Origin of the sequence: Tritonibacter sp. SIMBA_163 (assembly GCF_046535935.1) — a bacterium.
Taxonomy (GTDB): Bacteria; Pseudomonadota; Alphaproteobacteria; order Rhodobacterales; family Rhodobacteraceae; genus Epibacterium; species Epibacterium scottomollicae.
Map to the genome: position 1 here is coordinate 1 of NZ_JAWJBP010000035.1, position 13563 is coordinate 13563.

10 protein-coding genes are annotated in these 13563 nt (G+C 58.2%); 6 read left to right on the plus strand and 4 right to left on the minus strand.

The features are described from left to right. Positions 1-193: 193 nt before the first annotated feature. From uxuA to R0J92_RS20805, 4 genes are all read right to left on the minus strand, one after another. Positions 194-1363 carry a mannonate dehydratase gene (gene uxuA, locus R0J92_RS20790; protein ID WP_411053025.1) on the minus strand — a complete coding sequence of 390 codons (1170 nt, stop codon included), beginning with the start codon at positions 1361-1363 and terminating at the stop codon, positions 194-196. A 67-nt stretch (positions 1364-1430) separates the two neighbouring features. After that, positions 1431-2162: an FCD domain-containing protein gene (locus R0J92_RS20795; protein ID WP_009175524.1), complete on the minus strand. Its 732-nt coding sequence runs from the start codon at positions 2160-2162 to the stop codon at positions 1431-1433. Then, positions 2159-3970: a glycoside hydrolase family 2 protein gene (locus R0J92_RS20800; RefSeq protein ID WP_411053026.1), complete on the minus strand. Its 1812-nt coding sequence runs from the start codon at positions 3968-3970 to the stop codon at positions 2159-2161. The genes R0J92_RS20795 and R0J92_RS20800 overlap by 4 nt, the downstream gene beginning before the upstream one ends. A gap of 18 nt (positions 3971-3988) precedes the next feature. After that, positions 3989-4963, minus strand: coding sequence for a TRAP transporter substrate-binding protein (locus tag R0J92_RS20805; RefSeq protein ID WP_411053027.1), 975 nt, complete (start codon positions 4961-4963; stop codon positions 3989-3991). A gap of 276 nt (positions 4964-5239) precedes the next feature. Here R0J92_RS20805 and R0J92_RS20810 point away from each other — a divergent pair, with 276 nt between their 5' ends. The 6 genes from R0J92_RS20810 to R0J92_RS20835 are packed head-to-tail and all read left to right on the plus strand — an operon-like array spanning position 5240 to position 13136. After that, positions 5240-5737: a TRAP transporter small permease gene (locus tag R0J92_RS20810; RefSeq protein WP_243395102.1), complete on the plus strand. Its 498-nt coding sequence runs from the start codon at positions 5240-5242 to the stop codon at positions 5735-5737. Positions 5738-5748: 11 nt separating this feature from the next. Then, positions 5749-7050 (plus strand): TRAP transporter large permease, encoded by a 1302-nt coding sequence (locus R0J92_RS20815; RefSeq protein WP_411053028.1) that lies wholly within the window; start codon positions 5749-5751, stop codon positions 7048-7050. A 47-nt stretch (positions 7051-7097) separates the two neighbouring features. Next, the gene (locus R0J92_RS20820; RefSeq protein ID WP_411053029.1) at positions 7098-9404 is read left to right on the plus strand and encodes a TIM-barrel domain-containing protein; all 2307 of its coding nucleotides are present in this window, start codon (positions 7098-7100) and stop codon (positions 9402-9404) included. Then, positions 9401-10816: a mannitol dehydrogenase family protein gene (locus R0J92_RS20825; RefSeq protein ID WP_411053030.1), complete on the plus strand. Its 1416-nt coding sequence runs from the start codon at positions 9401-9403 to the stop codon at positions 10814-10816. The genes R0J92_RS20820 and R0J92_RS20825 overlap by 4 nt, the downstream gene beginning before the upstream one ends. Beyond that, on the plus strand, positions 10813-12213 hold the full coding sequence (gene uxaC, locus R0J92_RS20830; RefSeq protein WP_411053031.1) for a glucuronate isomerase: 1401 nt from the start codon (positions 10813-10815) through the stop codon (positions 12211-12213). Before R0J92_RS20825 ends, uxaC begins: the two co-directional genes overlap by 4 nt. Continuing rightward, positions 12210-13136, plus strand: coding sequence for a sugar kinase (locus tag R0J92_RS20835; protein ID WP_411053032.1), 927 nt, complete (start codon positions 12210-12212; stop codon positions 13134-13136). Before uxaC ends, R0J92_RS20835 begins: the two co-directional genes overlap by 4 nt. Positions 13137-13563: the final 427 nt, after the last annotated feature.

A 13563-nucleotide genomic window follows, 5' to 3' on the forward strand; every position in this document is an offset into this window, starting at 1 on the left:
ACCAAACATGGCCATCGGTAGAGTGAACCCCGCTATGAAGCTGAAAACAGACGAGAAAATTCTACGTCGACCCCAGTAAAAATGGGGGGATTACCTCGGCACCAGCCTGACGCTGAATTACTTTGCGTGAAATCGCTTGACTGAAGCACCCCCGTTACCGACGCCTTGACCCTAAGGCGTGGATTGGGGCCGATCATTCGGCTCTTTGCAGCCAATCCAGCGTGTGTAGCACTCCTCTCAATTCTGCCAGCCCACGCAGGCGCCCAATGTAGGGATAGCCCGGTGTGCTGTCGACGCGTTGATCATGGGCTAGCATATGGCCATGGTCCGGCCGGAATGGTAATTTGCGCCCCTGTGCAGACTCCGCAGCCAGCGCTGCCTTACATACCGCGACCATATCGACGTTGCCGAGCAGATGCGGAGCTTCGTGAAAGCTGATGCCATCCTCCTCGCGCAGCGTGGCGCGCAGGTGGAGGAAATTCACGTGCTCCCCGAAGTGCGTCAGCATGGCCGGTAGATCGTTGTCCGCACGCACGCCCAACGACCCGGTGCAGAACGTAAGGCCGTTTGCGGGGCTTTCTACCATGTGGACGACGTGATCTAGATCCTCTGCGGTCGAGGCTACACGCGGCAGACCAAAAATGGGAAAAGGCGGATCGTCTGGATGGATACCCAGCCGCACGCCCACCTCTTCTGCCACGGGCACCACACGTTGAAGAAAGGCGGCCAGATTAGCCCGCAGTCGCGTCGCATCAATGTCGGCGTAAAGAGCAAGATGCGACCGGAAACTGTCAAGGTCAAAGCTCTCTTCAGCGCCGGGAAGGCCAGCTATGATGGTGCGCGTAAGTGCCTCGCATTCCGGTTCAGTCATCTTCGCAAACCGGTCAGCTGCGTGTGTTACGATTTCCGGCCTGTGGTCCGCATCGGCGCCGTCCCGGGCGAGGATATGAATATCAAACACCGCCGCATCCACTGCGTCGTAACGCAGGCACAACGCACCATCAGAGAGGGGATACGTCAGGTCTGTTCGGGTCCAATCCAACAGCGGCATGAAATTGTAACACACTGTTCGGATGCCACAGGCTGCGAGGTTTCGTATGGATTGCGCCCAGGCGTCCGCCTTGGCTTCCCACCCCGGCGCCGCGCGTTTGATGTCTTCGTGGACGGGCACGCTTTCGACCACATCCCAAGTGAGTCCCGCCGCGGCGATCATGTCACGGTGCGCGGCAATCTGCTCGACTGGCCAGACGGTGCCATTGGGCAGAGAGTGCAGGGCCGTCACAATGCCAGTGGCCCCGGCCTGACGGATATCGGCCAGCGTTACGGGGTCATTCGGGCCAAACCAGCGCCAGGTTTCGATCATGCGATCCTCGTGTTCTTATCGTTAGGAGCGCGCCTACTTGCTAAAGGCGCTTTGGCAGTTTCCGGCCTCAGGTCGGCGCGGAAATAGATTGAAAGAGGTAGCCGTCGAAGGCCGGGTCATCGACATCAGACAGTTCCATCAATGTTTCCCGGACATGGGCAAGGTGTTGCCACATGGCAGCCCGCGCACCGTCGCGATCTTTGGTGCGCAGGGCGGTCAGGATCTGCTGATGGTCTTCGAGCCAGTTCTGGCGGTACCCGGCATCAAAGATACGGTCGTGCAGTTTGGCCCACATCGGGCTCTGGTCCCGTTTGCGCCACAACTCGTCGACCATGTCCACCAGTACGGAATTCTGCGTTGCCTCAGCAATCAGCCGGTGAAAAAGCTCGTCGCCGGAGTGATCCGTGCTGCCGGCCTCAATATCGGCGCGCTCCATCTCCAGCGCTTCGCGCATCCGCGTGATGTCGTTCTTCGTGACCATCTCGGCGGCAAAGGCGGCAATGGAGCTTTCTAGAAGCTGGCGCGCCTGCAGCAACTCAAATGGGCCGATATCGTCACGCTCAGGCGGGGCCTTTGTTGCAGAGGGCGTGGCCAGATAGATACCAGAGCCCTTGCGAACCTCTACGAGCCCATCAATTTCCAGCATAATCAATGCCTCACGTACCAACGACCGCGACACTGAAAGCCGTTCGGAGAGCTGCCGTTCCGGGGGTAGGCGGTCGCCAACGGCAAACCCTTCTTCCCGGATCACACCCCGCAAGGCCTGTGCCACGTCCTGATAGCGCCGGTATTGGGTCATGCTGTCTCCTCGGGGGCTAATGGTTGTTGGTGCTCAACTGCCGCGCGTTCGGCATAATAGGCGGCCAACCGGTGGAATGCAGGTTTTTTGGTCGCCTTGTCACCGGCGATCAGTCCCTTGCGGTTCCAGCCGCGCTGAAAGATGCCCTGTCGCCGTTCCACTCGAAAATCATAGAGGATCCAAGGCGACATGCCCTTCACATAATCTAGCGCACGGAGTGTCGCGATCTGTTTGGCATAGACCTCATCCTGATAGGCGAGGCTGAACAGTCCGCGTTCTGGTCCATGTTTGGTGCTGTCGCCGTCCGCGCCGGTTTCAGAGATGACCACGGGGCGGTCAGGCGCAGAATTGCGGCCAATCTCACCCAGTTCGTCAAAGTTCTCTTCGTACCAGCCATAGTATTCATTCAAGCCAATGACATCGATATGTTCAGCCAGCCGGTCCTCGATCTTTAGCTTTGCGTGGTTCACGAGGCAGGCGGCAGACGTCAGGCGGGTCGGGTCTTCGTCCTTGGCAAGATCTGCAAGCCCGCGCATGAAATCAAGCCGTGCATCGGTGTCAGGATTTTCGTTGCCCACCGACCAGATGATCACGCTGGCGCGGTTCCGGTCGCGGCGAATGAGTTCGCGCAACTGGTTCTCAGCATCCCGCCGAGTTGCGGGGTTGGAAAAGTCGATCGCCCAGTAGACCGGAACCTCCTCCCAGAGCATCAAGCCCATCTCATCAGCAATCTCCGCTGCTCTTTCGTGATGTGGGTAATGGGCAAGGCGCAGGAAATTACATCCCAGTTCCTTGGCGTGGGCAAACCGGCGACGGATGTCGGTCTCGCTGGTGACCTTTCCTTGCGTTGCATCGTCTTCATGCACGGAAATGCCTCGTAGAAAGAGAGGTTTGCCGTTTAGCAGGATCTCGGTTCCCTCGCGAGAGATGCTGCGGAACCCAACCCGATCTTGTACTTGATCCTCACCTGCGGTCAGCGACACGTCATAGAGCTTGGGATTGTCCGGCGACCACAGTTCGGGTGAGGCGGCAAGCGTCACATCACCCTTTCCTGCGATCAAGGGCAGCTCCGCGTCGATACCCAGCTCGGGAATCGAAAACCGCGCTGAGGCGCACGCGCCATCAACTGCGACCGAGACGCGGATCGCATTCCCCTCAAGGCGAACAAACAGATCGCGGATCACAACGGACGGTAGATCATACAGCGTAACCTCGCGATAGACGCCACCATAGTTGAACCAGTCGGTGTTTCGCATCGGCACACGGTCCAGCGTGCGCGTGTTGTTTACGCAGAACATCAGCCAATTTTGCCCCGGCTTCAGGGCCTCGGTCAATTCCACGCAAAATGGCGTGGAGCCCCCGTAGTGGTTCCCGAGAAAAGCACCGTTCAAAAACACTTTACAATCATACTGCGCCGCACCGATGCGTAGCACCTGCCGGTGCCCCGGCGCAGGGTCGTGCGTCAACGGACGCGTATACCAGGCAGAGCCTTCAAAGAAGTACCACTTCTCTTTTTGCATCTGCCAGCAGGAGGGCACAGGCACCGTCTCGCCCATGTAGGGGTCATAATCCCAAGGTTCGATTCGATCCTCTGGGGCTTCTGGCGTCATGGCGAACCATTTTTGCCGCAGACCGGTATCCAGAAGGTCGACGCAGAAGTTCCAATCCCCATCCAAAGACTGCCCTTGGCGGCCTCGGGTGAATATCAGCGTGTCGGCGTTGAGGTTTTGCGTATTGAAAGGACGGTCGTAATCCTCGTCATGCAAAGCTTGCAGTGCATTATCTGCGAGTTCGGAACGTTCGAGCATGGTGCCTGTGCCTGTCGCTTATTGGGCCGCTTTGATGCGGTCGATCAGATCAGCAAGGTGCTCGGACTTTGCCGCCACTTCCTCATGCATTGGCAGGACAGCCTCAGCGAAAGGCGCCTTGTCGACCATGTGGACGTTGACGTTCAGCGTGGCTTTCGCTTCCTCAATCGCCGCGTCAGAGGCTGCGTTCCACGCCTCGCGGTGCGCGGCCATGGAGTCGAGTGCAGCAGTCTGCAGGGCCTTTTGCTGATCAGCAGTCATACCGTCCCATGCGCAGTTGGAGATCACAACGACCGAGGGGATCATGGTGTGCTCATCCAAAGAAAAGTCGCTGACAACTTCGCCGTGGCGTGCGGTGGTCAGGGCGGTTGGGTTGTTTTCTGCCGCGTCCACGACGCCTTGCTGCAGGGCGCTATATAGCTCACCCCAAGAAATCGGTGTCGGGTTGCCGCCCAAAAGTTCGACCATGCGAATGGCGGAGGGGCTCGGCTGAACGCGCACTTTTACGCCCTGCAGGTCTGCCGGGGACATGATTGGCTTCTGCGCATAAAAGGAGCGCGCACCCTCGGTATAGAACGCGACCCCGCGAAACCCTTGATCGACAGAGGAACTCAGGATGTCCTGGCCGATGTCGCTGGTGATTACCGTGTTGAAATGCTCTTCGGACGAGAAGATGTAAGGCAGATTGAGCGCAGAATAGCTTTCCTCAAATGCCTCGAGTTCGGACGCATTGGAGCGTGCCATCTCCAGAGCGCAGTTTTGGACCAGTTCCATCGATTCCCGCTGAGTGCCGAGCTGGGCATTGGGGAAGATCTGGATCTTGATTTCGCCATCGGTCAGCTCGGCCACGCGGTCTGCCATGATCTGCATGGAGATGTGGACTGGATGATCCGGCGGGTTATTGTGGTTAAGCTTCAATGTGGTTGCGCCTGCAGCGCCGACCGATGCGGCCAGTGCCAGCGCAGACAATGCGGCGGTAAACGTCTTGGTCATGGTCTCTCCTCCCAAGTGTTTCGGTCTGACCGGCAATTTGGTCAACCAATGCTACGGAAATCTTCCCTAAAGTCAGCAATCAGTCAACCAAAACTTCGAAATTGGTCGCAATACTTGAGTCAAGCTACGTCTTGAGCACAAATTGGTTGACCAATCGGCTGGTCTGAGCAAGGGTCCTCGGCAAGAGTGAAGGACCGGAGAGAGGGAGGAGCCTATGACTCGGATCGAACAAACCCGCAAATGTGGCAAGGGTCATTCATGAGAGCGTGGGTCGACATGCTCCTCAAAACGGTCATTACAACGATATTTGTGGTGCTCGTGGCCTGCGTGAGCTGGCAGGTCATCAGTCGTTACGTGTTGGGTACGCCCAGCACGGTAACCGATGAATTGGCACGGTTTCTCTTTATGTGGCTGGCCCTGATCGGAGGGGCCTACACGTTAGGTTTGCGCCGACACTTGGCGATTGACCTTCTAACCCAGCAATTGTCGGGACGAGCACGGACCGTGAGCGAGGCGTTCGTCCTGTTCGCCATTGCTGGCTTTGCAGCTTTCGTCATGATCCGGGGTGGCAGTCAGCTTGTCCTCAAGACGATGGCCTCTGGTCAGGTCACACCAGCGCTGCAGTTGCCTATGGGGCTGGTCTACGGTGCGATCCCCTTCGCGGGCGCGATCATCTTGTTTTACTGCGCGATCTTCGCGTTCGAGCTGTGGCGTGACGGCCCTTCTACGCCGGAGCTGGGCGAGACGGCCCCGCTCGGCGGACCACTGGATTAAGGCGGCGCGACATGACGACAGCTATTTTTCTTCTCTTTGGCAGCTTTGCCGTGCTGATGGCACTCGGTGTGCCGATTGCGTTTGCGATTGGTATCGCGACCACCGCGACGTTCTTGTTGTTTATGGGGGTGGACCAATCCCTGTTTATCGTCGCACAGCAAATGGCGTCGGGGCTGGACAGCTTTACGCTTCTTGCTATTCCGTTCTTTATCTTGGCAGGGAACATTATGAACCGCGGCGGGATCGCAATGCGGTTGATCAACTTCGCCAAGGTGCTGGGCGGTCGGCTTCCAGGCGCGCTGGCCCATTGCAATGTGATTGCCAACATGATGTTCGGATCCATTTCCGGATCCGCCGTGGCCTCTGCAGCGGCGGTGGGCGGCGTGATGGCGCCCTTGCAAAAGAAAGAGGGCTACGACCCTGCTTTCTCCGCTGCGGTCAATATTGCATCCTGTCCGACAGGCCTGCTGATACCGCCCTCAGCAACGTTGATCGTCTATTCCTTGATCACCGGCGGAACATCCATCGCTGCTTTGTTCGTCGCGGGATATTTGCCCGGCATCTTGATGGGCTTGGGATTGATGATCGTGGCTGGCGTGATCGCTAAGCGGCGCGGCTATCCCGTTGCGCCCCGTCCAGCCCTCAGTGAGGTCATGGTGGCCGCTCGCGATGCAGTCTTGCCTTTAGGCCTGATCGTGATCGTGATGGGCGGCATCATCTCTGGTGTCTTCACGGCAACCGAGGCCTCGGCTGCAGCCGTGCTCTACACTCTGGTTTTGGCACTGGTCTGGTACCGCGAAATCACGATAAAGGATCTGCCTGCAATCCTGATAGAAAGTGCGGTCACCACTTCGGTCGTGCTGTTAATGATCGGGGCGTCCATCGCGATGAGCCGGGCCATGGCCTTCGGTGGCATTCCCTTTGCGATCTCGGATTTCTTGCTGGGCCTGTCTGACAACCCGATCGCCATTCTCCTGGCGATAAACGTGGCGCTGCTGGTTGTCGGAACCTTTATGGACATGACACCGGCGCTCTTAATCTTCACGCCAATTTTCATGCCAGTTGTCAAAGGTCTTGGCATGGACCCTGTGCATTTTGGCATCGTGATGACGCTAAACCTCTGCATTGGTATCTGCACGCCGCCTGTTGGGTCCGCCCTGTTTGTGGGGTGCTCCGTCGGCGGCACCTCTATTGCCAAGGTGATCCGTCCACTTCTGCCCTTTTATGCGGTGTTGTTCGGTCTGTTGATGCTGGTCACTTATGTGCCTGATATCAGCCTCTTCCTGCCGCGTCTTCTATTGGGATATCAGTAATGAAGTGCCTTAAAACTTGGGCTTTGGAGGCGGAAACCGCCACCGGTGTGACCCTGCGCGTCGAAGGTCGCCACCTGCTGCATCTTTGCGTGCTGGAGGAAAATAGGTTTCGCGTGTCCCTGCAAAAAGACGCAGCGTGGCGTTTGGGGCGGACATGGACTGTGGCGCCGGCTGGAGATGCCCCATGGGGGGGACGCGGCCGCGACGACACATCCGGCTTTGCCTGTCCCTCTCCCCAGATCTCGCAGAGCGAGACGGAACTCGTCTTGTCGACCGAGACGATGCGGCTTCGTCTTTTGACGCCGCTGCAAATGGTTTGGGAAGCTAAGGTGGATGGAGCTTGGGAAGTCTTTGCCGAGGATCGCCCAACCGGCGGCATTCACCTAGGCCTGCGTGATCATGCCCACGCGCATTTCCTATCCCGACACCCGCAAGAACCGGTATTCGGGCTTGGCGAAAAGACAGGGCCGCTCAACCGTGCTGGTCAACGTTACGAAATGCGCAACTTAGATTCGATGGGGTACGATGCAGAGCGCACCGATCCGCTCTATAAACACGTGCCTTTCACTCTGACCCGGACCCAGAGCGCCGGGTGCTGGTCTATTTTCTACGACAATCTGGCCGGTTGTTGGTTCGATCTTGGCAATGAATTGGACAATTACCATGCCCCTTATCGTGCCTATCGTGCCGAGGACGGCGATCTCGATTTTTATATGACATGGGCGCCTGAGTTGCTCGACCTCGTCAAACAGCAAGAGCAATTGACCGGCGGCACCGCCTTTCCGCCACGCTGGAGCCTGGGCTACTCCGGCTCGACAATGTCCTATACAGATGCGCCGGATGCACAGGTGCAGCTGGAAGGTTTCCTGACAAAAATTGCCGAGCATCGCATCCCTTGCGACAGCTTTCAGATGTCGTCGGGCTATACCTCAATCGGGACGAAGCGGTACGTCTTTCACTGGAATGATGAAAAGATGCCCGACCCGGAGGCAATGGCGGCAAAATTCGCTGATAAGGGGGTGCATCTCATCGCCAACATCAAACCTTGCCTGTTGCAGGAGCATCCGCGCTACGCCGAGGTGGCGGATGCAGGGCTGTTCGTGCGCGCGAGCGCTGAAGCAGATGCAAACTGCGGACCAGAACGTTCAGTCTTTTGGGACGACGAAGGCTCGCATCTCGACTTCACCAACCAGGCGACTGTGGACTGGTGGAAGCAGAATGTCGACGAGGCGCTGTTGCAACGCGGCATAGGTTCAACCTGGAACGACAACAACGAATATGAAATTTGGGATCGACACGCTCAATGTGCGGGTTTCGGTGAGGCAATCGACATTTCGTTGATGCGCCCCGTGATGCCCATCTTGATGACACGCGCGTCGATGGAGGCACAGGAGGCCCATGCCCCGGAGCAGCGGCCCTATCTCATCAGCCGATCAGGCGCCCCGGGATTGCAGCGCTACGCCCAGACCTGGAGTGGGGACAACCGCACAGATTGGAAGACCTTGCGCTGGAACCAGCGGATGGGCCTTGGGATGAGTGTGTCCGGCTTTTACAACATCGGCCATGACGTCGGCGGCTTCTCCGGGCCACGACCGGAACCGGAACTGTTCGTACGTTGGGTTCAAAACGGTATATTCCATCCGCGCTTTACCATCCATTCATGGAATGATGACGCCACAGTGAATGAACCCTGGATGTATCCTGAGGTGACGGATCATATCCGCGCGGCGATAGAATTGCGGTACCAGCTTCTGCCTTATCTCTACACCTGCCTGTGGCAGGCGGCAGAGCGCAGTGAGCCGATGCTACGACCTTTGTTTCTTGATTTCGGCGCGGATAGTCAAACCTGGGAGGAGAGCGATAGCTTCCTTCTCGGGCGGGATCTTTTGGTGGCAACAGTCCTCGACAAGGGTGTCGAGGCCCGCTCCGTCTATTTGCCGCGACATCCCGGGGGCTGGTGGGATTTTCACACTGGCCTGTGGCACGAAGGCGGCCAATGGCTGACAGTTCCTGTCACCTTGGACACCATTCCCTTGTTCGTCCGCGGCGGCGCCGTGATCCCGATGGGGCAGGGCGCAAATCGCGCAGCGCCCGAGGCAGAGACCGCACGTCTGTTGGCTGTCTTCCCTGCTCAAGGGGAAGAGGAAACCACCAGTCTTCTTTATGAGGACGACGGTGTGACAAAGGCGGGCAAGTGGTGCCTGTCCCATCTCGTCTTGCACAGCACCCAAGACCACATCAGCCTGACTACCAGAAGGGAGGGGGACGGCGCGCCGGTGTTGCCGGAGGCACAGGTGGTCCTGCCGGCTGGTGAACGACGCATTTTGAAGACGGACACGAGGATCGATTTATGACCAGCGCCCTCATTCCTTGCCCCTACGAAAGAACGTTTCTGAAACCACGCATCCTGCATATTGGCTTTGGTGCCTTTGCCCGCGCCCATCCGATGGTTTTTCTCCACCATGGTCTTGTGGCCGAGGGTGGTGATTGGGGCGTGGTCGCCGCACGGCTGAATTCCGGTGTTGAAGCTCTGGATGGGTTGGATGAGGCCCATGGGCAGTATCACGTCGCCGAAGCGGATAGCGACACCATAACATTGCGCGAAATCGGAGTCCTGTGCGGCACCTGTCACCCCGCCCGCGATGGGGAGGAAGCAATCCCCGCGTTGATCGCGACTCCAGACATGTCGGTGATCCTATTGACCATTACCGAAAAAGGATACTGCACAAAGGAAGGCCAGCTCGATCTGGAGCACGCGGCCATTCAGGCTGAGTTGGCAGGCGGGGCACCCACGACTGCCATCGGTGTGTTGGTTGCAGGCCTCCAGAGCCGACGCGCAGCGGGACTGGGCGGGGTCACCATCTTGTCTTGTGACAACCAGCCGGATAACGGCGCGCTCACCCGCGCCGCTGTGCTGGGGTTTGCGGAGGCGTTGGATCGAAATCTCGCTGGATGGATCAGGAGCCACGTTCGGTTCCCTTCGTCGATGGTGGACCGGATCGTGCCTGCCATGACCGATGACAGCCATGCCGTGGTCACATCCGCTCTTGGTCGTGCCGACCCGAATGCGATTCTGTGCGAACCCTTCAGGCAATGGGTGATTGAAGATGACTTTGCCAATGGACGCCCCCCCTTCGCAGAGGGTGGAGCTATGCTGGTTGCAGACGTTCAGCCGTTTGAGGAAATGAAACTTAGACTGCTCAACGGTGCACACACCACCTTGGCTTGGCTGGGTCAGTTGCTGGGATATCAGACAGTGGCAGACTGCATGGCCGACAAGGAGCTACGCGCATTAGTGCGCCACCTGATGCTGGCCGAACAGGCCGCAACACTGCGTCCGCTTGAAGGTATCGACCTCGCAGCCTATGCGGATGAGTTGCTAAAGCGGTTTGACAACACCCGGCTCCGGCACAGACTGGATCAGATCGCCAGCGACAGCAGCCAGAAGATGCCGCAACGCCTGTTCACCCCGATAGCTGCCAACCTTGAAGCCAAACGTGATTGGTCGGTCTCGGCCGTGGCGGTGGCCGCTTGGATCATAGGGTTGCGTAGCCTGCCTCCTGTTCCGGATCCACGACAAGATGACCTGCGTCGGGCCGCCCTTGGCGATGATCCAGTCGCCGGGGTTCTGTCGCTGCCGTCCTTGGTTCCAGACACGCTGCGCGCGCGAGCAGAGTTCCAAACCACAATCAGCGCGGCATTTGACCGTTTGCAGGGCGGAGCAAAGTCGGCTGTGACAACCATCGCAAAGGAATTGGGCGTATGACGGGTTTCCTCCAACAGGATTTTTTACTCGACACTGCGACCGCACGACGATTGTTCCACGAGGTCGCGACAGATCTGCCGATTGTGGATTATCATAATCACCTCCCGCCGGCTGAAATCTCCAGTGATCGCACATGGGAAAATCTGGGCGAGATGTGGCTCGCCCATGACCACTATAAGTGGCGCGTGATGCGATGGGCTGGCATTGACGAGGCTCGGGTGACAGGCGCTGCAACCTGGCGCGAAAAATTCGACGCCTTTGCGGAGGCGATGCCCCGCGCCGTGCTGAACCCGGTTCATCATTGGTCACATCTGGAACTTTGGCGCTACTTCGATCTGAACGGCACAGTGCTGTCGCCCGCAACCGCCGATAACGTTTGGGACGCGGCCAATGCGCAGCTCGGAGAAAAAGGATATTCCGCGCAAAGCCTCTTGCGAAAAATGAACGTTGAGTTGGTCGGCACGACAGATGACCCGCTTGATACCCTGGAGCACCATGCCGCGATGGCAGGCTCAGACATCCGGGTGGTTCCGACCTTCCGCCCCGACAAATCCGTGCAGATAGAGGCGCCTGGTTTCGCCGCCTACATCGACAGCCTGGAGGCGCTCACGCACCCCATCCGCTCCTTTGATGATCTGGTCGCGGCTCTTTTCCTGAGGTTGGATCATTTCGTGCAGCACGGGTGCAGGGCAGCCGATCATGGGATCAACCACTTGGATGCCGCTGATATCCCTGGTGCCTTCGATTTGGACGCGGCGCTGAAGGCCGCCCGACAGGGGCACCCCGTCACGCCGGAACAGGCGGCGGGCCACCGCGCAGCGCTCTTTGACGCGCTTGGACGGGCCTATGCCGCACGAGGGTTGGTGATGCAGTGCCACATGAACGTTGTGCGCAACGGTGCGTCCAGGCTGCTGCATGGGATCGGGCCAGACGCAGGCGGGGATAGCATGCGCGACACCGATATGGCCGGTCCGCTTAACACTCTGCTGGATCGGCTGGATCGCGACGGGAAACTACCGCGCATGGTGCTTTATGGCCTAGATCCCTCCCGCAATCCTATCCTTGCCGCAACAGCGGGTACGTTTCAGGACGGTTCGGTTCCCGGTAAGATACAGGCTGGGGCCGCCTGGTGGTTCAATGACACGCTGGACGGGATGGAAGCGCAGATGCGTACCCTGGCCCAGGTCGGTCTTCTGTCGACATTCCTTGGAATGTTGACCGACAGCCGCTCCTTCCTGTCCTTTCCGCGGCATGAGTACTTCCGCCGCTTGCTGTGTGGCATGATTGGCCGCTGGGCCGAGACGGGCCATTTGCCGGATGACGCGGACCTGCTCGACCGACTGGTGCGCGACATCTGCTACAATAACGCCAAGTCCTGGTTTCTGGAGCCGCAATGACACGAATTGTCGTTATCGGAGAATGCATGGTTGAATTGGCCCCCGTTGACGGCGGGCTCTATCGCATGGGGTTTGCAGGCGACACCTTCAACATGGCATGGCACCTGAGGTACCTGCTGGGCCCAGCTCATAGCGTCGACTATCTGAGCGCCGTAGGTGACGATAGCACATCGCAGGCCATGTTGGACTTCATCCAATCGCAGGGAGTGGGTATCGCGCACATTCGCCAGATTTCAGGTGCCTCTCCCGGCTTATACCTGATCCGACAGGAGAACGGTGATCGAGCCTTTAACTATTGGAGAGAAACATCCGCTGCGCGACAGCTCGCCGATGATCCAGCAGCCTTGGCACGTGCCTTGCAAGAGGCCGATCTGGTCTGCCTGTCCGGCATTACCTTGGCCATTCTATCGCCAACGGCCCGCGAAACACTTTGGTCTGCAATTGCCGCATCAGGTGCGCAGGTTGCATTCGACCCCAATATCCGACCAAAATTGTGGAGCAGCCAAGAAGACTGTCGCGCAGTTTTGACGGATGCGGCGATGCGATCAGATGTGATCTTGCCGAGCTTTGACGACGATGCTGCGCTGTTTGGGGATGCCACGCCTCAAGCAACTGTGGCGCGTTATACACGCCTCGGGGTAGGGGAGGTGGTGGTAAAAGACGCAGCGCGTCCTGCGCTCTATTCCAGCTCAAAAGGCACTTTGGGTGTCGCTGCCAAAAGATTGGCAGTGCCCGTTGTTGATGCGACTGGCGCGGGTGATGCCTTTAACGCGGCATGGCTGGCGGCTCGCCTGGACGGCGCCGCACCCAAAGAGGCCTTGAGTGCCGCGCACAGCCATGCTGCGCGCGTGTTGCAAGTGCCCGGAGCGTTGCTGGTTGTGGAACGTTGCGCATCATTGGCCAAATCGACACCCAAATCCTAGGGAAACTGTATGGCCGCGTCATGCAATATTGAAATAGACTTCAGGCATTTCTGACCTAAAACTGACAGCTGCCACTCAGGGCTTGCCGGAATGAAGCAGTTCTAATTCGAGCTCCCGCAACTAGAAATCCTACAACTTCCGTAACCGTCTCACCCGAAGGCGGTTCTTTGCTTTTGCGAACCACTCCGACTACCAAGGCTCAGCGCTAGAATACCCCTAAAATTAGTGGTGTTCACAAGTAGAATTTTCTCGGCAAGATATCTGAGGAGATTTATAATAAAGATCGGACGATACAGCGACACGCCGATCACGACAGTGTTGAAACGGGCAAAGGGCGGTATGCCTGTCTCTGAACCGCGCCGGGTTTGCCGGAGGCTCCAACTCTTGAGTAGGATGGAGTATCATGCGCAAGACCACGAACAAGTTT